This is a genomic window from Lysobacter sp. F60174L2, from assembly GCF_052547135.1.
In genome coordinates, this window is record NZ_JBQWRA010000004.1 from 210,957 (window position 1) to 231,156 (window position 20,200).

17 protein-coding genes are annotated in these 20,200 nt (G+C 68.9%); 2 read left to right on the top strand and 15 right to left on the bottom strand.

What is annotated here, in order from left to right; translation table 11 throughout:
- Positions 1-136 precede the first annotated feature (136 nt).
- Entirely contained in the window at positions 137-889 is a 753-nt protein-coding gene (locus ACT9AS_RS12905; protein ID WP_445100604.1) for a S1/P1 nuclease, read from the top strand.
- 56 nt (positions 890-945) lie between these two features.
- Positions 946-1,812, top strand: coding sequence for an MBL fold metallo-hydrolase (locus ACT9AS_RS12910; protein WP_445100556.1), 867 nt, complete (start codon positions 946-948; stop codon positions 1,810-1,812).
- Positions 1,813-1,819: 7 nt separating this feature from the next.
- Here the strand turns inward: ACT9AS_RS12910 and ACT9AS_RS12915 are convergent, their stop codons facing one another.
- The 15 genes from ACT9AS_RS12915 to ACT9AS_RS12985 all read right to left on the bottom strand — a co-directional run bounded on the left by ACT9AS_RS12915 (position 1,820) and on the right by ACT9AS_RS12985 (position 20,007).
- Positions 1,820-3,316: a TonB family protein gene (locus tag ACT9AS_RS12915; protein WP_445100557.1), complete on the bottom strand. Its 1,497-nt coding sequence runs from the start codon at positions 3,314-3,316 to the stop codon at positions 1,820-1,822.
- Entirely contained in the window at positions 3,303-3,674 is a 372-nt protein-coding gene (locus ACT9AS_RS12920) for a BlaI/MecI/CopY family transcriptional regulator (RefSeq protein WP_445100558.1), read from the bottom strand. The genes ACT9AS_RS12915 and ACT9AS_RS12920 overlap by 14 nt, the downstream gene beginning before the upstream one ends.
- 267 nt (positions 3,675-3,941) lie before the next feature.
- Positions 3,942-5,945, bottom strand: coding sequence for a transketolase (gene tkt / locus ACT9AS_RS12925; RefSeq protein ID WP_445100559.1), 2,004 nt, complete (start codon positions 5,943-5,945; stop codon positions 3,942-3,944).
- A gap of 524 nt (positions 5,946-6,469) precedes the next feature.
- Positions 6,470-7,789 (bottom strand): cation:dicarboxylate symporter family transporter, encoded by a 1,320-nt coding sequence (locus ACT9AS_RS12930; protein ID WP_445100560.1) that lies wholly within the window; start codon positions 7,787-7,789, stop codon positions 6,470-6,472.
- 78 nt (positions 7,790-7,867) lie between these two features.
- Positions 7,868-9,535, bottom strand: coding sequence for a BatD family protein (locus ACT9AS_RS12935; RefSeq protein WP_445100561.1), 1,668 nt, complete (start codon positions 9,533-9,535; stop codon positions 7,868-7,870).
- A gap of 5 nt (positions 9,536-9,540) precedes the next feature.
- Positions 9,541-11,313: a VWA domain-containing protein gene (locus tag ACT9AS_RS12940; RefSeq protein WP_445100562.1), complete on the bottom strand. Its 1,773-nt coding sequence runs from the start codon at positions 11,311-11,313 to the stop codon at positions 9,541-9,543.
- Positions 11,310-12,314: a VWA domain-containing protein gene (locus tag ACT9AS_RS12945; protein ID WP_445100605.1), complete on the bottom strand. Its 1,005-nt coding sequence runs from the start codon at positions 12,312-12,314 to the stop codon at positions 11,310-11,312. The genes ACT9AS_RS12940 and ACT9AS_RS12945 overlap by 4 nt, the downstream gene beginning before the upstream one ends.
- A gap of 47 nt (positions 12,315-12,361) precedes the next feature.
- Entirely contained in the window at positions 12,362-12,811 is a 450-nt protein-coding gene (locus ACT9AS_RS12950; protein WP_445100563.1) for a DUF4381 family protein, read from the bottom strand.
- On the bottom strand, positions 12,811-13,707 hold the full coding sequence (locus ACT9AS_RS12955; RefSeq protein ID WP_445100564.1) for a DUF58 domain-containing protein: 897 nt from the start codon (positions 13,705-13,707) through the stop codon (positions 12,811-12,813). The genes ACT9AS_RS12950 and ACT9AS_RS12955 overlap by 1 nt, the downstream gene beginning before the upstream one ends.
- 34 nt (positions 13,708-13,741) lie before the next feature.
- Entirely contained in the window at positions 13,742-14,773 is a 1,032-nt protein-coding gene (locus ACT9AS_RS12960; protein ID WP_445100565.1) for an AAA family ATPase, read from the bottom strand.
- A 158-nt stretch (positions 14,774-14,931) separates the two neighbouring features.
- Complete coding sequence (locus ACT9AS_RS12965) at positions 14,932-16,890, bottom strand: type IV pilus secretin PilQ (protein ID WP_445100566.1); 1,959 nt, start codon at positions 16,888-16,890, stop codon at positions 14,932-14,934.
- A 16-nt stretch (positions 16,891-16,906) separates the two neighbouring features.
- Positions 16,907-17,467: a pilus assembly protein PilP gene (locus ACT9AS_RS12970; protein WP_445100606.1), complete on the bottom strand. Its 561-nt coding sequence runs from the start codon at positions 17,465-17,467 to the stop codon at positions 16,907-16,909.
- A 28-nt stretch (positions 17,468-17,495) separates the two neighbouring features.
- Positions 17,496-18,152, bottom strand: coding sequence for a type 4a pilus biogenesis protein PilO (locus ACT9AS_RS12975; protein WP_445100567.1), 657 nt, complete (start codon positions 18,150-18,152; stop codon positions 17,496-17,498).
- A complete protein-coding gene (locus ACT9AS_RS12980; RefSeq protein WP_445100568.1) occupies positions 18,149-18,949 on the bottom strand; it encodes a PilN domain-containing protein in 801 nt (266 codons plus the stop codon). Before ACT9AS_RS12980 ends, ACT9AS_RS12975 begins: the two co-directional genes overlap by 4 nt.
- A complete protein-coding gene (locus tag ACT9AS_RS12985) occupies positions 18,949-20,007 on the bottom strand; it encodes a type IV pilus assembly protein PilM (RefSeq protein WP_445100569.1) in 1,059 nt (352 codons plus the stop codon). The genes ACT9AS_RS12980 and ACT9AS_RS12985 overlap by 1 nt, the downstream gene beginning before the upstream one ends.
- Between the last annotated feature and the right edge of the window lie 193 nt (positions 20,008-20,200).

Consider the following 20,200-nt stretch of genomic DNA (forward strand, 5'->3'; position numbering starts at 1 on the left):
TGGGAGGAAGCGGATAAATCGGGGTATTTTAGCGTGTTGACCGGGCGAATGCCCCGCGCCCACCCGTTCCGAGAGCCATGCCATGCGCCGTCCACGCCCCACCACCCTGTTGCCCCTCCTGATCGCCCCGCTGCTGATGCTGCTGGCCGGGCCGGTTGGCGCCTGGGGGCCGCAGGGCCACCGGCTGGTCGCGGCGCTGGCCTGGAGCGGACTGACCCCGCAGGCGCGGGCGGAGGTCATGGTCCTGCTGGCCGGCGAGCCCGACCCCACCCTGCCCGGCATCGCCAACTGGGCCGACCAGTTGCGCGCCGAGGACCCGGACCTCGGCAAACGCAGCGCCGCGTGGCATTACGTCAACATCGGCGAGGAAGGCTGCCGCTACGACGCAGCGCGCGACTGCCCCGGCGGCAACTGCGTGGTGGACGCGATCGACCGCCAACTCGCGATCCTGGCCGACCACGCGCAACCGTTGGCGGCACGCCGGCAGGCGCTGAAATTCGTTGTCCACTTCGTCGGCGACGTGCACCAGCCGATGCACGCCGGCTACGGCCACGACAAGGGCGGCAATACCGTACAGGTCAACCTGGACGGCGACGGCAGCAACCTGCACCGGCTGTGGGACAGCGGCCTGCTGAACACCGCCGACCTCGACGACGCGGCCTACCTTCGGCACCTGCAGTCATTGCCGCCGGTGCCCGCCTCCAGCGTCGCCGGCCCGGCCGACTGGGCCGAAGCGTCCTGCGCCATCGCAATGCAGCCCGGGCTGTATCCGCCGCGCGCGAAGATCGGCGACGCCTACGTGCAACGCTGGCGGCCGGTGGCGGAAGCACAACTGCGACGCGGCGGTGCGCAGCTGGCCGCGCTGTTGAACGAGGCACTTGGCGGCTGACTCAAGCCCGGCCCGGCGACGGACGTACTATTGGGCTACCGCAGCGGAGGCCCGCCATGGTTCCCGACGTCCAGCCGTTCTTCCATCGCGACAGCAACACCTGGAGCTATGTGGTCACCGAACCCGGCGGTCCGGCGGCGGCAATCATCGACCCGGTGCTGGACTTCGATGCACGCGCCGGCCGGGTTTCCACCGCATCGGCCGAAGCGCTGCTGGAACATGTCCGCGAGCGCGGCCTGGACGTGCAGTGGATCTTGGAAACCCACGCCCACGCCGACCACCTTAGTGCCGGCGACTGGCTTCGGCGGCGGCTGCCCGGGGCCCGGCTCGCAATCGGCGATGGCATCCGCAGCGTGCAGCGCGAGTTCGCGCCGGTCTTCAACCTCGGCGCCGACTTCGCGGTCGATGGCTCGCAGTTCGACCACCTCTGGCAGGCCGATGAGGCCTTCACGATCGGCGCGCTGCCGGCCCGGGTGATCGGCGTACCCGGCCACACCGACGACAGCTGTGCCTACCTGCTCGGCGACGCACTGTTCACCGGCGACTCGCTGTTCATGCCCGACAGCGGCACCGCACGCTGCGACTTCCCCGGCGGCGGCGCGGCGACGCTGTATCGCTCGATCCGGCAGATGTACGAACTGCCCGATGCCACCCGCGTATTCGTCTGCCACGACTACGGCGTCGGCGGCAGCCGCGAGGTCGCCTGCGAGACCACCATCGGCGAGCAGAAGCGCCACAACATCCACGTCCGCGCCGACACCGGCGAAGCGGAGTTCGTGCAATTGCGCGAAGCCCGCGACGCCACCCTGTCGATGCCGGCGCTGATGCTGCCCGCGGTGCAGGTCAACATCCGCGCCGGCGCGTTGCCGGAGGCCGAGACCAACGGCATCCGCTATCTGAAGATTCCACTCGACCGGTTCTGACCTGCGGTCAAGCCGCACCCGACGGGGGCGATGCCACCGGCTCTTCGCCCGGTGGAATATCGAATTCGACCGGTACCCGGACCCGGCTGGCAACCGGTTTGCCGTCCTCGATCTCCGGGTTGAACTTCCATTTCGAAGCGGCATCGACCGCCGCCTGGTCGAACACACCGGCAGGCTCGGAACTCTCGACCACGATGTCGACCGGATGGCCCCCGGCATCCACATCGATTACCAGCACCACCTTGCCGGTGATTTTCTGCTCGACCGCCGCTTTCGGGTAGGCCGGTGGCTGCCGCATCTGTGTATTGCTGCCGGCGGTGGAGGACGGCGCGGCGTCGGTTTCGAACGTAATCGGCACCCGGACTTGGCCTGCCACCGGCTTGCCGTCACGGATTTCCGGATTGAACGTCCACTGCCAAGCCGCATCGATGGCCGCCTGGTCGAACACACCGGCCGGCTCGGAACGCTCGACTTCGACCGCGGTGGCGCGTCCGTTGGCGTCGACATCGACCACCAGCACCACCTTGCCGCCAATGCCCTGCTTGAGCGCGGACGCGGGATAACGCGGAGGCGTCCGATCACTGGTGACGCCCGCCAGTTGGTCGGCTACGACCTGCGGCGGTTGCGCAGCCCAGGCGGCACAGGCGACGACCAGGGTCAGTACACCGACCGCGGCACTGCCGACGACCCAGCGGGTACGGGTAGGAACGGGTTGGTTCAACATCGCGATTCTCTCCTTGAGTGGATGGCCATAACCCCAGTGACAGCCCAGCGGCAGCGCCTGGCTGGCCAGTTGGGCCTTCAACATCGCCTCGCCATAGGCGCGACGCGATTTCTGATGCAGCGCGATGACGCGCTGGTCGCATGCCAGCTCCTGGTCATGGCGGAAGCGCCGGCTGGCGAGGTGCACCAGCGGGTTGAACCAGAACAGGCAGCGCAGCGCGACGACCGCTGCGTTCAGATGCAGGTCGCCGCCGCGGATGTGGCTGCGCTCATGGGCCTGCATCAACCACTGCTGCTCGGTGCTGAAGCGCTGGTCGAAATCGGCCGGCACCACGATCCGCGGATGCAGCAGGCCGAACGCGGCGGGCAATCCGCGAACTGCACTGGACTGCTGCAGGCCGTCTCCACGCGACTGCAGGGTGCCCAGCGCGCGGCGAAACCGGCGTTGCTGCAGTGCGAACCAGGCGATGGAAAACAGCACGCCGATCGCCCATGCCAGCATCGCCGCCGTCGCCGCACCGATCGTTGTCGCCGGGCCGTGGGTGACCGCCACTGGAAGTGCAGCGACCGGTTGCGACATGACCGCCATCTGCGTCACTACGGTCGCTGCCGGCAACAGCACGGCGGCCAGCGCCGCCGGTACCAGCGACCAGCTCGCATACGCGATTCGCGCGCCGAAATACCTGCGCAGGCGCTGCCGCACCACCAGCACGACCATGATCGCGACGCTGCCGGCGATGGTCGTTTCGGCCAGCAGCGGCAGCGCGTCAGCGGGAGCCATCGTCGATCTCCCGAAGCAGCTTGCGCAGCTCGGCGATGTCTTCGCCGCTGAGCTTGCGGTGCTCGCTGAAGTGCGCGACCAGCGGTGCGACCCGTCCGCCGAACAGGCGGTCGAGCAGACCCTCGCTCTCGTCGATCAACCAGTCACCGCGCTCCAGCACCGGCGTGTACAGATAGCGGCGGCCGTCCTTCTCGGCGGCGATCGCGCCCTTGTTGAGCAGGCGGTTGAGCAGGGTCTTGATGGTCGGCTCCTGCCAGTGCCGGCTTTCCGCCAACGCCTGCACGACGTCGTCGGCGCTGAGCGGATGCTGGCGCCAGAGCACGTCCATCACGGTCGATTCGGCTTCGCTGATCTGCATTGTTTACATCCGTAATTTTCTACAGATTACGTGCGTAAACAGAGTTGTCAAGCCATTTGAGCCCCGCGCTCGCAGGAGCGATTCGAGTCGCAAGCGGCCCGGTGCGGTGGTGGCCGGGGATGGTTCAATCCCCGGCAATGCAGCACGTGCGGAATTCTGCGCGCAAGTCGCAACCCGCAGCGTCAGAGGGTCGCGACTTACGTCGCTCCTACAGGTGCGGGTTCGATGCGATTGGGGATGCCCTCGGCGGGAGGGCATCCGCAATCATCAGAGCGAGTTGGCCGCCTCGACCACGCGCTCGACGGTGAAGCCGAAGTGCGGGAACAGCTTGCCGGCCGGGGCGCTGGCGCCGAAGGTGTCGATGCCGATCACGGCGCCGTCGAGGCCGACGTACTTGCGCCAGAAGTCGGACACGCCGGCTTCGATCGCGACGCGCTTGCGGCAGGCGTCCGGCAGCACCGACTCGCGGTAGGCGGCGTCCTGGCGGTCGAACACGTCGGTCGACGGCATCGACACCACGCGCACGTCGTCGCCCAGCTGCGCCGCCGCCTGCATCGCCAGTCCGACTTCCGAGCCGGTCGCGATCAGGATCAGTCGCGGACTGGCGCCGCCGTCCTTCAGAACGTAGCCGCCACGCGCGATGTCGGCGACCTGCGCCTCGCTGCGCGGCTGGTGGTCGAGATTCTGGCGCGAGAAGACCAGGCAGCTCGGGCCGTTGCCGCGCTGGATCGCCGCGCGCCACGACACCGCCGACTCGACCGCGTCGCAGGGGCGCCAGACGTCGTTGTTGGGGATGTGGCGCAGGCTCGCCAAGTGCTCGATCGGCTGGTGGGTCGGGCCGTCCTCGCCAAGGCCGATCGAGTCGTGGGTGTAGACGTGGATCGCCTGCGCCGCCATCAGCGCGCTCATGCGCACCGCGTTGCGGGCGTAGTCGCTGAACACCAGGAAGGTGGCGTCGTAGGGGATGAAGCCACCGTGCACCGACAGGCCGTTGCTGATCGCGGTCATCGCGAACTCGCGCACGCCGAAGTAGATGTAGTTGGCGTTGGGGTCGTCGGTGGCGACCGACTTGCTGCCGCTCCACAGGGTCAGGTTGGAATGGGCCAGGTCGGCCGAACCGCCGACCAGTTCCGGCAGCAGCGGCGCGAACGCCTCGATCGCCATCTGCGAGGCCTTGCGCGAGGCCACGACCGGCCCCTCTGCCTGCAGCTTGGCGATGTACGCGTCGGCCTGCTCGACGAAGTCCGCCGGCAACTCGGCATGCGAGCGTCGGGTCAACTCGTCGGCCAGCTCCGGGTAGCGCTGCGCGTAACCGTCGAACGCACGGTTCCACTGCTCCTCGCGGACCAGGCCGGCGTTGCCGGCGCGCCAGCCATCGTAGATTTCCGGGGCGATATGGAATGCATCGTGCTCCCACGCCAGCGCGCCGCGGGTGGCGATGATCTCGTCGGGTCCGAGCGGGGCGCCGTGGCTGGACTCCTTGCCGGCCTTGGCCGGTGAGCCATAGCCGATCGTGGTGCGGCAGCAGACCAGGGTCGGCTTGTCGTTGCTGAGCATCGCCGCGTCGATCGCGCGCTTGATCGAGTCGCTGTCGTGGCCGTCGACGCCGCGGATCACGTTCCAGCCGTAGGCCTCGAACCGCGCCGGGGTGTCGTCGGTGAACCAGCCGTCGGTGTTGCCGTCGATCGAGATCTTGTTGTCGTCCCAGAACGCGACCAGCTTGTGCAGGCCCCAGGTGCCGGCCAACGACGCGGCCTCGTGGCTGATGCCCTCCATCAGGCAGCCGTCGCCCATGAACACCCAGGTGCGGTGGTCGACGATCTCGTGCTCGGGACGGTTGAAGCGCTGCGCCAGCAGCTTCTCGGCGAGCGCCATGCCGACCGCGTTGGCGAAGCCCTGGCCGAGCGGACCGGTGGTGGTCTCCACGCCCGGCGTCATGAAGTTCTCCGGGTGGCCCGGGGTCTTCGACTCGAGCTGGCGGAAATTCTTCAGGTCATCGATCGACAGGTCGTAGCCCGACAGGTGCAGCAGCGCGTACTGCAGCATCGAGCCGTGGCCGTTGGACAGTACGAAGCGGTCGCGGTTGAACCAGTCCGGGTTGTTGGGGTTGTGGCTGTAGTAGTCGTTCCACAGCACCTCGGCGATGTCGGCCATGCCCATCGGCATGCCCGGGTGGCCGGAATTGGCCGCCTGCACCGCGTCGATGGCGAGGAATCGGATGGCGTTGGCGAGGTCGCGACGGGTGGGCTTGGCGGCAGCAGGCGTGGGCATGGCGGGGTCGATGGCGAAAAACAGCCACCATTGTCCCATCCGGGGGCGGCCGTGTCGCGGCCCTTCGCGGGGGTACGGGGCTGGATGGTCGGGGTTTGGTGAGCCGTGGTGTGGGTCAGGGCGAAGGTCAGAAGCGGAACGCGGCTTCGTGGGGAGCGCCGCCCTGCCGGGGTGCTGCTGCGCCCGCTCCGTCGGGCCATCCATGGCCCGAGTCGGGGCCGTGCGCCATCCATGGCGCACTCTCCGCAGCACCCCGACAGGACGTCGCGTCGCGCTTGGGGGGTGTGGTGCGTCGTGTCGCTTGCGTGATGTATGCGGATATACGCGCCCGTGTAGGAGCGACGTAAGTCGCGATTTCCACGGTGTCCGTAATCGCCCTGAAATCGCGACTTACGTCGCTCCTTACATGAAGCATTCCTCCGCCGGCCGCCTTCTGGGCGGAACCGTGCCCGAAGCTCGCCCTCTGGCTTCCCCCGACCGGGATGAACCGCGCTACCGCCGAATCAACCCGCCAGATAACCGAATCAGTCGGCCAGCAATTCCGGCGGCGGATCCATCTCGCCGCGCGACACCACCGCCGCCGCCGCCAGGTCGCCGGTGACGTTCAGGGTGGTCCGGCACATGTCGAGGAAGCGGTCGACGCCGAGGATGATGCCGATGCCTTCCGGCGGCACCCCGACCATGCCGCAGATCAGCGCGATCACCGGCAGCGAGCCCGCCGGCACGCCGGCGGTGCCGATGCCGCCGAGGATGCACACGAACATCACCGTGACCTGCTGCACCAGCGACAGCTCGACCCCGAAAAACTGCGCCAGGAACAGTACCGTGACGCCCTCGAACAGCGCGGTGCCGTTCTGGTTGGCGGTGGCGCCGACGGTCAGCACGAAACGCGAGATCTTGCGCGGCAGGCCGAGCTGCTCGTCGGCCACGCGCAGCGCGGTCGGCAGGGTGGCGTTGCTCGACGCGGTCGAGAACGCCATCACCATCGCTTCCTGCGAACCCTTGAAGAATTTCAGTGGCGAATAGCCGCCGGCAAACTTCAGCGCCAGCGAATAGACCACGAACATGTGCAGCGCGAGCGCCAGCACGACGACGCCGACGTACGCGCCCAACCGCACCAGCAGGTCCCAGCCGAACAGCGCGGCGAGGTTGAACATGAAGCAGAACACCGCGTACGGCGCCAGCTTGATGACCAGCCCGATCAGGGTCATCGAGACCTCGAACAGGCCCTCGATGCCGCGCTGCAGGGTATCGGTGGCGGCGCTGCGGGTCAGCACCAGACCGATTCCTACCATGATCGCGAAGAACATCACCGCCAGGATGGAGTTGTTGGCGGCGGCGGTGATGACGTTGCTGGGGACAATCGAGAGCAGCATCTCCATGCCCTGCGGCTGGCCGCTGCTGCTGCTGACGATCGCCGCCGCGCGCTCGGAGCCCTCCGCCAGCATCTGTTCGGCGGCGGCGCGGTCGACGCCGACGCCCGGTTGCAGCCAGTTGACCAGCACCAGCCCGATCACCACCGCGATGCCGGACACCACCACCGTGTAGGCCAGCGTCTTCCAGCCGACCCTGCCGAGCGAGCGCACGTCGCCCATCTCGGCGATGCCGACCACCAGCGCCGAGAACAGCAGCGGGATGATCAGCATGAAGATCAAGCGCAGGAACAGCTGCCCGGCCGGCTGGGTGACGTAGGTGGTGAGCCACTGCACCCACTCGGCGTCGGCGCCGGACACGTAGTACGCGATCATGCCCAGCAGCAGGCCGGCCCCGAATCCGATCGCCATCTTCCAGTGCAACGGCATCTTGCGCTTGGCGGTGTTGGCGCCGGTATTCGCTTCCGTCATCGTCGTGCAGTTCCCCACTTGAGTGCGGGCGAGCTTAGCAAACCCGTTCCGGGGCGCCGGGTCAGCGGCGCGTGGGGGTCAGGCCTCCGGATACAACGGCGGCAGGGGCGACTTTGCGACAGCTGCCACTTCGCGCCAGCGAGGCCCACCGGCGAAGGCTGAGCGCATCAGGCTGCGGGCGGCGACACCGTCGCCCCCACCCCAGCGCGCATGCTGCAGTGCGTCGATGGCGTCACGCTGTGCGGGGTCGTCGAGCCGCGTCCGGACCTCGTCCAGGTTCGATGCCGGGGGACGCGCCATTGCGCACAAACTGTCGGCAACGTCGGCGAAATCGCCGGTAGCGAGCGCGCGCTTGAACGCGGCCGGGTCCGGCTTCGTGATCGAGCCCGGGGAAACCGGCCGCGGGGTAGCGACCGCGGCGGCCGGAGCGCTGCGATGCAACCCCCACAGCAGGGTCAGCAGCCACAACGCCGCGAACAGCAGGGTCGCCAGCACCCAGCCGCGACTCGCCCCGTGCAACGTGTCCTGCAATGGCGATTCGGTGGCGGACGGCGGCACCGGTTGCGATGTCGCCGCGCCCGGTGCAGTGGCAGCCGTCTGGCCCCCGCTGGCGGCGGGCGGGCCGGCGACCTGCCATTGCAGCGGTGGCAACCGGGTGCTGCGGGCCCTGCCGGCGCCGACGTCCCACCAGTCCAGCGCCAGCCCGGCCAGTTCCACCGCGCCGCCGCGGGTCGGCACCAGCGAGAACCTGCGCGTCAGCGTGACCTGCGGGCGGCCGTCCTTGAAGCGCTCATCGGCCTGCACCGGTTCGGCGAACACCTGCACGCCGTCGATCGGCGGCAGTTGCAGCTCGGGCATCTGCGCGGCGCCGACGCCATCGGCGATCGCTTCGATGGTCAGCGTGGCGGCGCTGCCCACGCGCAGCTCCTGCGGGGTCGAGCGGTAGTTCAGCCGCAGGTCGTGCAGCGGCAGCCACGGTTGCGGCGCCCCGGCGGGCGCCGGCAGCACCTTCACCGAGCGCGGCGCGGCGCGCGCCTGCAACACCCCGCTGCGGCCAAGGAAGTCGTCGAAGAAGCCGGTGGCGCCCCGCCCCTCGAAGGTCGCGCCCGGGATCTGCAGCGCGCCGCTGCGCTCCGGGATCAGCAGGTAGCGGCGTTCGACCACGTTGTAGCGGCGGCCGTCGATCTCGCGGCTGTACTGGGCGTCGTCACCGACCTCGCGCAGGGTGGCGCCGTCGGGGGCGGGCTGGTCGAGCTCGCCCGACACCAGCGGCACCGCCGAGTACAGCCGTACCACCAGGCCGACCGCCTGTTGCACGTAGGGACTGGTGTCATCGGCCTCGCTTTCGAGGAAGACGTCATCGCCCGCGCGTGCCGGAGTTCGGGTGCTGGCCGGGGTGACGACCAGCGACAGCGGCGCGGTGCGGTCGTTGCCGACGCGCAAAGCCGGAATGGTCAGCACCCCGTCGCGGCGCGGCTTCAGTGCAACCGCATACAGGGTGCGGCTCTGCATGCGGCCGTTGCTGAGCTCGACCTGGCGGCTGCTGCTGTGGCCGCTGATACCGAACTCCGACTCCAGCGGGCCGTAGTCGGGGCTGGCGCCGGCATCGGTCTGGATGTTGAGGGTGACGGTTTCACCCAGGGCGATGCGGTCGCGATCGAGCCAGGCGCGGGTCTGCGCGCCCGCGGCCAGGCTGGCCATCGCCAACAGCAGCAGGACCAGGGTTTGCAGCACGCTTCGCGACATCGGTGTCATTCCTCCCATCCGCCCTGCATCCGGCGACGCTGGTGCTCGAGCCTGAATTTTTCGCGCAGCAGGCCGCCCGGGTCATCCGGGATCCGTCGCAGCCATGCTTCGTTGGCGAGGCGGCGTTCGCGCTGTTCCGGCGATTCGGTCGGGGCGGCCTGTGCAGGGTCGTCGGCGTTGCCGTCTTCCTGCGCGGCCTGCAATGCCTCCTGCATGCGCTGGCGCTGGGCCTCGTCGGCGGATTGCTGGGCCGCTTCGTCTGCAGGCCGCGGTTGTTCCGGCGGCGTGTCCTGCGAAGCACCGTCACCGGCGTCGTCGGGTTTCGATGGTGGCGACTCGGATGGCTTGTCCTGGCCCTGCTGCCGCGACGGCGACTTGCCCTCGCCTTCCTGCTGCGGATCGCCCGCGTCACCCTTGGACGCATCATCCTTGCTGTCCGATGGCTTGTTCTCGTCCTGCTGCCCGCCCTTCGGCGGCTTGCGCTTCATCGCCGCCTCGACCGCGCGCTTGTTGGCGATCGCATCCTGCATGTCCGGCGATTGTTGCAGCGCTTGCCGGTAGGCCTCGACCGCCGCCGGATAGTCGCCGGCCCTGGCCAGAGCATTGCCCTGGTTGTAATGGGCATCTGCACTGTCGAGTCCACCGTACAACTGGGCGGCGCGCTTGAAATCACCTTCGCGGTAGGCCTGCGCCGCCTGTTGCATCTGCTCGTGCGCGGCCTGGTCGGGGCGTTGCCACAGCTCGGCGGCCTGTGCGCCACGGCCCGGCAGCCACAACACCAGCACCACCAGCGCGACCGGCGCGCCACGGCGGAATGCCAGCAGGGCCAGCACCATCAGCGGCAGCAGCAGCCAGTAGCCGTCGTCGTGCCAGCTGCGGCCGCGCTCTCCCTGCGCGGTATCGGTGCCAGTCGATCCCGGATCGGCCGACCCCGGGTCGAGCACGCCAAGCGATTGCAGGTCGCCGACGTCGTCGCCGAGACCGGCATAGTCGCCGCCGCCCGCCCGTGCGAGTTGCCGCAGCGAGCCCGGGTCCAGCGCCGCCGTGGCAAGCGCGCCTCCGGCCCGTCGATAGGGCGCGCCCTGCTCGCTGCCCAACCCGAGTACGGACACGCGGTATCCGCTCGCGTAGGCCGATGCGGCGGCGTCGCGCGCATCCGCATCGGCGCGGTCGGTCAACAGCAGGATCCGGCCGCGGTCGAAGCCCGCCTGCCGCAACAGCCTTGCCGACCACGCGATCGCACGGTCGGTGCGCTGGCCGTCGACCGGCATCACGCCGGGATGCAGCGCATCGAGGAACAGCGCGACGTTGGCCGCGTCGTCGGTCAGCGGCGCCACCGTGAACGCGTCGTCGGCGTAGACGACAAGGCCGACCTGGCCGCCATCGCGCTCGGCCAGCAGGGTTTCGAGCTTGGCCCGCGCCCGCGCGAGCCGCGAGGGTGGCAGGTCGCTGGCGAGACTGGCGCTGGACAGGTCGAGCGCGACCACCAGTGGCGTGCGCGTCTGCCACAACGGCTGCTCGGTCTGCCGCCAACTTGGTCCGGCGAGTGCCAGTACCAGCAGCACGTACCCGAGCATGCCGAGCACCAACGCGAACTGGCTGCGGCTGCCCCCGCTTCGATCAAGCAACCTGGGCAGCAGGTGCGGATCGACCGCCTCGCGCCAGACGCTCGCGGCCCGCCGGCGACGCAACCACCACCACGCCAGCAGTGGCAGCGCGGGCAATGCCCACAACCACTCCGCGCGAAGGAAGTGCAGCGCCATGGGATCGATGCTCATGCCAGCCTCCGGCGCGGCCACGCGAAACCCAGCAGGCCGAATGCGAACGCCACCGTCAACGGCGCCGCGTAGCGTTCGACCCTCGGCCGCACCGCTTGCCCCGCCCGCTCGACCGGCTCCAGCCGGTTGATCTCGGCATAGATCCCGGCCAGTTGCGCGGTGTCGCGGGCGCGGAAGAACCGGCCGCCGGTGGCGTCGGCGATCGCGCGCAGGGTGTCCTCGTCGATCTCGTCGCCGGCGCCGGGCATCGGCATCTGGAAGCCGAACAGCGACAGCGAGCCGTCGCCACCGAACGCGATGGTGTAGACGCGCACATTGGATGCCGCGGCCAGTTCGGCAGCCTTCATCGGGTCGAGCATGCCCGCGGTATTGACGCCATCGGTCAGCAGGATCACCACGTGTTCCGCGTCCGCCCCGGAGTTCTGCAATGCCCCGCGCAGGCGCTTGACCGCCAGCCCCAGCGCATCGCCGATGGCGGTCTCCTGCCCGGCCAGTCCGGCCACGCTGCCGGCCAGTTGCTGGCGCACGCTTTCGCGGTCGAGCGTGAGCGGCGTCAGTGCGTAGGCGCGGCGCCCGAATACCAGCAGGCCGACGCGGTCGCCGGCACGACGGTCGAGGAAGTCCGCAAGCACGGCCTTGGCCGCGGTCAGGCGATCGACCGGCCGGCCGCCAAGCTGCATGTCCGGCTCGCTCATGCTGCCGGACAGGTCGAGCACGAGCATCAGCTCGCGGCCGGCCTGCGGCGGCTGGATCGCCTCGCCAAGCACCTGCGGGCGCGCCGCGGCGAGGCACAGCAGCCCCCATGCCAGCCAGTACAGCCATTGGATGCGACCACCCCGCAGGCTGGCTCCACCCTCCGCGATCGATTCCAGCCGGTGACCGAACGGCACGTTCAGCGCCGCCGATGCGCTGCGTCGCGGCGGCAGCAGCCAGCGCGCCAGCAGCGGCAACGGCAGCGCCAGCAGCATCCATGGCCACGCGAAGCCCGCGAATCCGGGCATGACCGTACCGAGCAGGTCGTTGGACAAGCCGGCGAGCGCTTCGACGCTCATCGTTCGCCCTTTCCTTCCCGCAGCGTCCATTGCAGGAAGCGTGCGCGAGCGACGGCTCGCAGTTCTTCGACCTGCAGTGGATCGACTTCGGGCCGATAGCCGCCTTCAAGCAGCAACCGGCCGGGTGCTTCACCGAGGTCGACGAATTGCAGCCATGCATCGCCGTGCAGGCGATCGGCCGCCGGGTCGACCCGGCGCGCGGCACGCCGCAACAGTTCGGACATCGCGGCGACCTGCGCCGGCGGGGTCATGCCGGCGGCGACGGCGGTGTCGAACACGGCGGCAATGGCGCGCCGACGCTTGCGCTTGCGCGCGCGCCACCAGGCCCATGCCGCGATCGCCAGCAACAGCAGCGCGGCCAGCAGCCACCAGCCCGGCGCCGGCGGCCACCACGGCGGCGCCGGCGGCTGGTGGATGTCGCGCAGGACCAGGCTCGGGTCGGCCATCACGCCACCATCGGCCGGGCCCGGCCCAGCAGCGGCAGCCAGGCGTCGCTGGCGGCATCGGTCGACAGCGTCTGTACGCGGATGCCGCGGGCGGGCAGCGATTCCAACGCAGCTTCCAGGGGACGGGTGAACTCGGCTGTCCAGCGTTGGCGCCGATGGGCGTCGCCGAGATCGAGTTCGACGCGCGAGCCACCGCTGCGGAACGGAAGCGTGGCCGCGGGCGGCGCCAGCTCCAGCGGATCGGTCAGCAGCAGCACGATTACCTCGTGGTGCTGCGCGAGCACCGGCCAGCGGCGCGCGGGCAGGCCGGCGATGCTGTGCGGGTCGGCCAGCACGACCAGCCGCGAACCGGGACGCAGCAGGCGCTGCGCATGGTCGAGCGCAACCGCGAGGCCGGCGTCGTCCGCTGGCGGTCGGGAGTACCAGCGTGTCAGCGCGTCGAGCACGCGCAGCGCGCCGCGAGGACCGCCGGCGGGCGTCACCGGTGGTTCCCGATCACTGCCGCGCAGGGCTGCGATGCGGTCCCCGTCTCGCGCGGCGGCCCAGGCGGCGATTGCACCGGCGCGCGCCGCCTGCACCGACTTGAAGCGCACCCGGGTACCGAAGTACAGCGACGGCGAGGTATCGGCGACGATCAGGCTCAGGCGCTCGCGCTCGGCCTGGTAGACCTTGCTGTGCGCGCGACCGGTACGCGCGGTGACCCGCCAGTCGATATGGCGGGCGTCATCCCCGGCGATGTACTCGCGCGACTCGGCGTACTCCATGCCGCGACCGCGCAATGGCGACAGCGACTGGCCGCTGATGCCGTGGCGTCCGAGCCGGGCATTGCGTCGACCGCCGGCCAGCGCGCGCAAGGCGACCAGTTCGGCGAGCGTCGGGGTGATGCCGTCGGTCACGCCGATCGCCCCACTCCACTGGCGCCGCCGCGGTTCACGGCAGCGGCACCTTCGCCAGCAGCTCGCCGACCAGGCGGTCGCCATCCCAACCTTCGGCGGTCGCCTCGTAGCTGGGCAGGATGCGGTGGCGCAGCACGTCCGGGGCGATCGCGCGTATGTCGTCGGGGGTCACGTAGTCGCGCCCCGCCAGCCAGGCATGCGCGCGTGCACAGCGTTCCAGCGCGATCGAACCGCGCGGGCTCGCGCCCCAGGCGATGCGCTGGCCAAGTTCGGCGTCGTAGCGTCGGGCATCGCGTGAGGCCAGCACCAGTTCGACCAGGTAGCGCTCGACCGCCGGCGCGACGTGCAACTGCAGTACCGCGGCACGCGCGGCGAACACGTCGGCCTGCGGCATGCGTTGCTCGGATGGCCGCGCCGGTTGCAGCACCTCGCGTGCACGCTCGCGGGCCAGCCGCAGGATCTCGGTTTCCGCCGCGGCTTCGGGGTATCCGATGCGGACATGCATGAGAAAGCGGTCCAGTTGCGCCTCCGGCAACGGGAACGTGCCCTCCTGCTCGATCGGGTTCTGCGTGGCCATCACCAGGAACAACGGAGGCAACGGATAGGTCGCGCGGCCGACGGTGACCTGGCGCTCGCCCATCGCCTCGAGCAACGCCGACTGCACCTTGGCCGGCGCGCGGTTGATTTCGTCGGCAAGCAGGATCGGATGGAAGATCGGTCCCGGCTGGAACTCGAAGCGGCCGTCCTGCGGACGCCAGACCTCGGTGCCGGTGAGATCGGACGGCAGCAGGTCCGGGGTGAACTGGACGCGGGCGAAGTCGGCTTCCAGTCGCTCCGCGAGCGCACGGATCGCGCTGGTCTTGGCCAGCCCGGGTGCTCCCTCGACGAGGAGGTGGCCATCGGCGAGCAGCGCGATCAGCAGGCGCTCGATCAACGCCGACTGGCCGACGATCTCCGCCGACAGGGCGTCGCGCAATTGCATGAATGCCTGGTGCAGGCGGGTCGACTCGGCGCTGCGGGCTTCGGGCGCGCGCTCGGGGCGGCTGTCGATCGCGGTGTCTTCCATGGGTATCTCGGGTGCGGGGCTGGACCGAGTTTGACCGATGTGGCGTGACGAGGTTCAGCCGACGGCGGGACGGATTCAGGTTCTGCGACGAACGCCCGGTATGCCCCAACGCAAACGGGGCCCGAAGGCCCCGTCGCGTCTGTCGATGCAGGAAATGCTCAGCGGTGGTTGCGCTGCGCGACCTCGAGCACCTTCGGGGTCACGAAGATCAGCAGTTCGGCCTTTTCTTTCGTCTTCCCCTTCTTCTTGAACAGATTGCCAAGGAACGGGATGTCGCCCAGGAACGGCACCTTGCTGACGTCGTCGCGGTCGGCGAACTCGTAGACGCCACCGACCACCACGGTCTGGCCGTCCTCCACCAGCACCGCGGTGTTGACCGAGCGGGTGCTGATCTGCGGCACGTCGCCGATCGAAGTATCCACGAAGCCCTCGATCTCGTCCTTCTTGACGTTGAGGTTGAGGAACACGCGGCCGTCGTTGGTGATGGTCGGGGTGACCTTCATCTCCAGCACGACTTCCTTGAACTGCACGCTCGGGGTGGCAACGCCGCCCGCGGTGGCCGGCTGGATGGTCACGTAACCGACTTCACGGCCCTGCTTGATCACCGCTTCGCGCTGGTTGCTGGTGACGATGCGCGGGTTGGAAATCACTTCGCCGCGGCCTTCCTGCTGCATCGCCGAAAGGCGCAGATCAAGTGCATAACCGGCATTGAGCAAGGACAAGGCAACCGCACCGGCAGGATTCGTGACCGGCAGGCTGCTCATCAGGCCCGAGGTGATGACCTGACGGGTGCCGTTCTCCTCGGCATCGTTACGCGAATTCCAGTTCTTGACGTTGGTTTCGAAGTCCCCGCTGAAGGCCAGGTTGTCCTTCAACCCCGAGACGCCGAACTCCGCACCCAGCTCACGCATGAAGCTCTCGGTGGCGACCACCACGCGCGCTTCGATCACGACCTGGTCGACCGGACGGTCGATCTCGCCGATCAGCTCCTTCATCGCCTCGACCTTCTCCGGCGTGTCGCTGATCATCAGGGTGTTGGTACGTCCATCGGCGACCAGCCGGCCACGCGAGGACAGGAAACCGGTGTCGATGCTGCCGCCCTGGCCACCGCCACCACCCGAGCCACCGATGCCCTTGGCCTCGGTCAGCATTTTGAAGATCTGCTCGGCGTTGTGGTAGTTGATCTGGATGTACTCGGTGACCAGCTCGACCCGGTTTGACATCGCGATCCGCGCGTCGGCCTTGTCCTGCTCGTACTTGGCCAGCTCGGCCTGCGGGGCCACCCAGATCACGTTGCCGCTGCGCCGCTTGTCCAGGCCCTTGGCACGCAGCACGATGTCCAGCGCCTGGTCCCACGGCACGTTGACCAGCCGCAGGGTGACGTTGCCGGTGACGCTGTCGGCGGCGACCAGGTTGAGGTTGGACTCCTCGGCGACCAGCTGCAGCACGGTGCGCACGGGCACGTCCTGGAAGTTGAAGGTCACCGGGCGGCCGCTGTACTTCTTGGAGTCGCTGGTGGTGGCGCTGGTGGCGCCCATCGCGACGTCGCTGTCATTGTTTCGGGTGGTGGCGACGGCAGCCGCCGCGCGCGGCACGATCTCGACGATGTACTCGTTGCCGGTCTGGTACGCCATCGATTCGTAGGCGCCCTCGGTATCCAGCACCAGGGTGGTGCCGCCGCCGGTGCTGCGCGCGCTGATCTGCTCCACCGGGGTGGCGAAATCGGAGACGTTGAGCGGCTTCTGCAGCGAAGCCGGCAGCGAGGCGTTGCCGACGCTGACGACCACCTGGCCGCTCTCGTTGCGCAGGTCGGGTGCGGCGCCTTCGCCGCTGAAACGCAGGATCAGCCGGCCAGCGCCGCCGTCACCGCGCTTGAAGTCGATGTTCGACACCGAGATCGCGCCCGGCAACTGCTTGGCGGGGTCCAGGCTGGTGGCCGGGGCAACCTGCGCCAGCAGCGCCGGCGTGAACGTGGCGCCGGCGGTGGGCGTGGCCGCGTGCACGGCGCTGAACGCCGCCAGCGTGCCGAGTACCAGGCCGAAGCCGGTGCTGCGCGCGACTGCCCGCGAAAGGGGGCGCCGGGCAGGCCGCGATCGTGTGGCTTTGAAAACGGTCATCGTGCAATCCCCCAATCTATTGATCTTCTAAGGCAACGGTAGCTGGACGTTCGAGCCAGCCCCCGGCGCCGTCTGGAACCAGTTCCACCAACTCGATGCGGTCTTCGAGCACGTCGGTCACCCGGCCGTCGCTCTGCCCCATGTACGCACCGGGACGAACCCGGTACGTCACCTTGTCGGGCGCCATCACCAGCGCCACCATCGAGCCTCCATCGCCAAGCGTGCCGACCATGTCCAGGCTGTCGAGCGGGAACTGCTCGAGCGTCTGCTTGCGGCGGTCGGAATCCGGACGCGGACCGCTGCCGTTGCTGCGGTCGGTGAAAGCATTGCTGAAGGGATCGCGAAGTCCCTGCGCCGCGTATTCGAAGGTCTCGAACTGCTGCATCACCGGCAACGGATCCAGCGGCGGTGCCGGGCGGGCCTTGACCTCGGCCACCCAGGTCTCGAGGTTCGGCGCGTCGCCCGGGGTGCTGGTCACGCCACGCGAGCAGCCGGCCAGCGCCAACACCGCCAGCGCCGCGGCCAGCAGGCGCGGCACGCGTACGGCAGTGTCTGCGGAAAGCGCACGGGGCGTCATCCCGGTGCGAACGGTCAGGTCACGCATCTCAGGCTCCCCCCTTGTCGGCTTCGGCCTGGGTGTTCTCGGCCATTTCCTCTTCGTCGAGGTAACGGTAGGTTTTCACCGTGCCTGCCAGCTCCAGCGGCGAGTTGGTGGTGATACCGCCCTTCGCATCGCCCCGCGGCTTCAACGAGATGTCGTGCATGGTCATGATGACCACCCGCGGCAGCGACGCCACGCCGCTGACGAAACCGCCGAACTGGTGGTAGGTCCCCACCATGCGCAGCGCAATGGGCTTTTCAGCGTAGAACTCCTTGGGCTGTTCCGGACCGGGCTGGAACAGCTCGTTGCTGATGCCGGTGGCGAGCGCGGTCTGCGAGATGTCGACGATGAGGTCGGGCATCTCGGTCTTGCTCGGCAACTGCCGCAGCATCTGTTGCAGCTGCTGTTCCATCTGCGCGAGCTGCTGCTTGAGCGGCTCCAGGTTGGAGGCTCGGCCCTGCTTGGTTTCGAACTCGCCGCGCAAGTCGGTTTCGGTGCGCTCCAGGCCGGCGAGCTGCTCGCGCTGGTCACGCACGAACACCCACCATGACAGGCCGACGATCAGCACGCCGATGATCACGCACAGGCCGACTTTCGCCTGCTGCGGCCAGCCGCCGATGTTGTTGAAGTCGAGCTCTTTGAGGTTGATCTTCTGGCTCACGACGCGGCTCCTGCAGCGGTGGTGTCGGCAGCGGCCCCTTCACTGGCCTCGCCTTCGACCGGGGTCGCGGCCGGCGCAGCATCACCGTCCCCGGCCGGGGCGGCCTCGGACGTCGCCGCATCAGCGGGCGCGGCGGCGTCTTCGACCGGCGCGTCGCTCGCCGGGGCCGCGCCATCGGCGGGAGTCGCCTCGGCGTCGGCGGTCACCGCCGGCACCGGGTCGGGAATGCCATCGCCATCCTCGTCCTTCGGCGCGTTCGGATTGGCCAGCTTGACCATCAGCTTGAACTCGTACGGCAGGCCCTTGTCGGTGCCGCGCGCCTCGATGATCGACAGCTCCGGGCTGGTCATCCAGCCCGAACCCTCGAGGTTGCGCATGTAGGTACTGACGCGCGCGTTGGACTGCGAGCGGCCTTCCAGGGTCAGCGTCTCGCTGTCCTGCTTGATCGAGGTCAGCACCACGCCGTCGGGGATGGTGCGCACCAGCGAGTCGAACAGGTGGACCATCTGCGACCGGTTGGCCTGCAGCTTCTCGATGACTTCCTTGCGCGCGAGCAGCTTCGACTTCTTCTTGTCGAGCTCCTCGATCTCGGCGATCTGCTTGTCGACCTCGGTGATGCGGGCCTTGAGGAAGTCGTTGCGCTCGTTCTGGCCGTCGATCTGGCCGTTGTAGAAGCCGATGATCAGGAACGACAGCACCACGGCGGCCAGCGCCGACAGTGCGAGCATGACCATCGCGTCCTTCTGGCGCTGCTTGCGACGCTCGGCGCGCCACGGAAGAAGGTTGATCCGTGCCATCAGTCGAAGCTCCTCAGGGCCAGGCCGCAGGCGATCATCAGCGCGGGGGCGTCCTGGGCCAGCGCATGCGCCTGCACGCGCGGCCCCAGGGTCATGTGGGCCAGCGGGTTGGCGACCATGGTCGGCACGCCCAGCTGCTCCTCGACCATCTGTGCGATCCCCGGGATCGCGGCGCAACCGCCGGCGATCACGATCTGGTCGACCCGGTTGAACTCGCTACCGGCATAGAAGAACTGCAGCAGGCGGCTGACCTGCTGGACCATCGCCTCCTTGAACGGCTCCAGCACCTCGCTCTCATACGTATCCGGCAGCCCGCCCTGGCGCTTGGCCAGGCCCGCTTCCTCATAGCTGAGGCTGTAGCGGCGCATGACCTCGTCGGTCAGCTGCTTGCCACCGAACACCTGCTCGCGGCTGTAGAGGCTGCGACCGTTGCGCAGCACGTTGAGGGTGGTCATGGTCGCGCCGGAATCGATCAGCGCGACCAGCCCGTCCTTCGGCGCGCTGAGCTGGTCGGCCAGCAGCGCGAAGGCGTTCTCGATCGCGAACGCCTCGACGTCCATCACCTTCGGCGCCAGTCCGCCCATCTCCAGCGCCGAGGCGCGGACCTCGACGTTCTCGGCGCGCGACGCGGCCAGCAGGATCTGCACCGACTCGTTGCTGCCGGGCACGGGCCCGAGCACTTCGAAGTCGAGGTTCACTTCCTCGATCGGATACGGCACGTAGTTGACCGCTTCCAGCTCGACCTGGGCCTCGAGCTCGTCGCCCTCCAGGTCGGCCGCCATCGGGATCACCTTGGTGATCACCGCCGAACCGGCGACCGCGGCGGCGGCATGCTTGGCCCGGGTGCCCGAGCGGGCGACCGCGCGCTTGATCGCCTCGCCCACGGCCTCGGGCTCGACGATGTTCTTCTCGACCACCGCGTTCGGCGGCAGCGGCTCGACCGCGTAGTGCTCCACCCGATAGCGGTTGCCCGATCGCGACAGCTGCAGAAGCTTGACCGCAGTCGAACTGATATCCACGCCGACGAGCGCCGGCTGGCTTTTGGTAATGACACCCACTGTTATCTCCCCTTGCCCCTGCGCCCGGTCACCGCGTCCGCGCGCATATCCCGTGGCTCTGTCACTAGATAACGGACTTTTCACAAGCCCGCAACCATGGCATCCGCTATTTGCCCACCAGTGCCCGTTTCTGACAAATACGGTCGGGCGCTGTCGGTCGGATGCCCGATTGCAGGCGAGGTGCCGTTCCCCG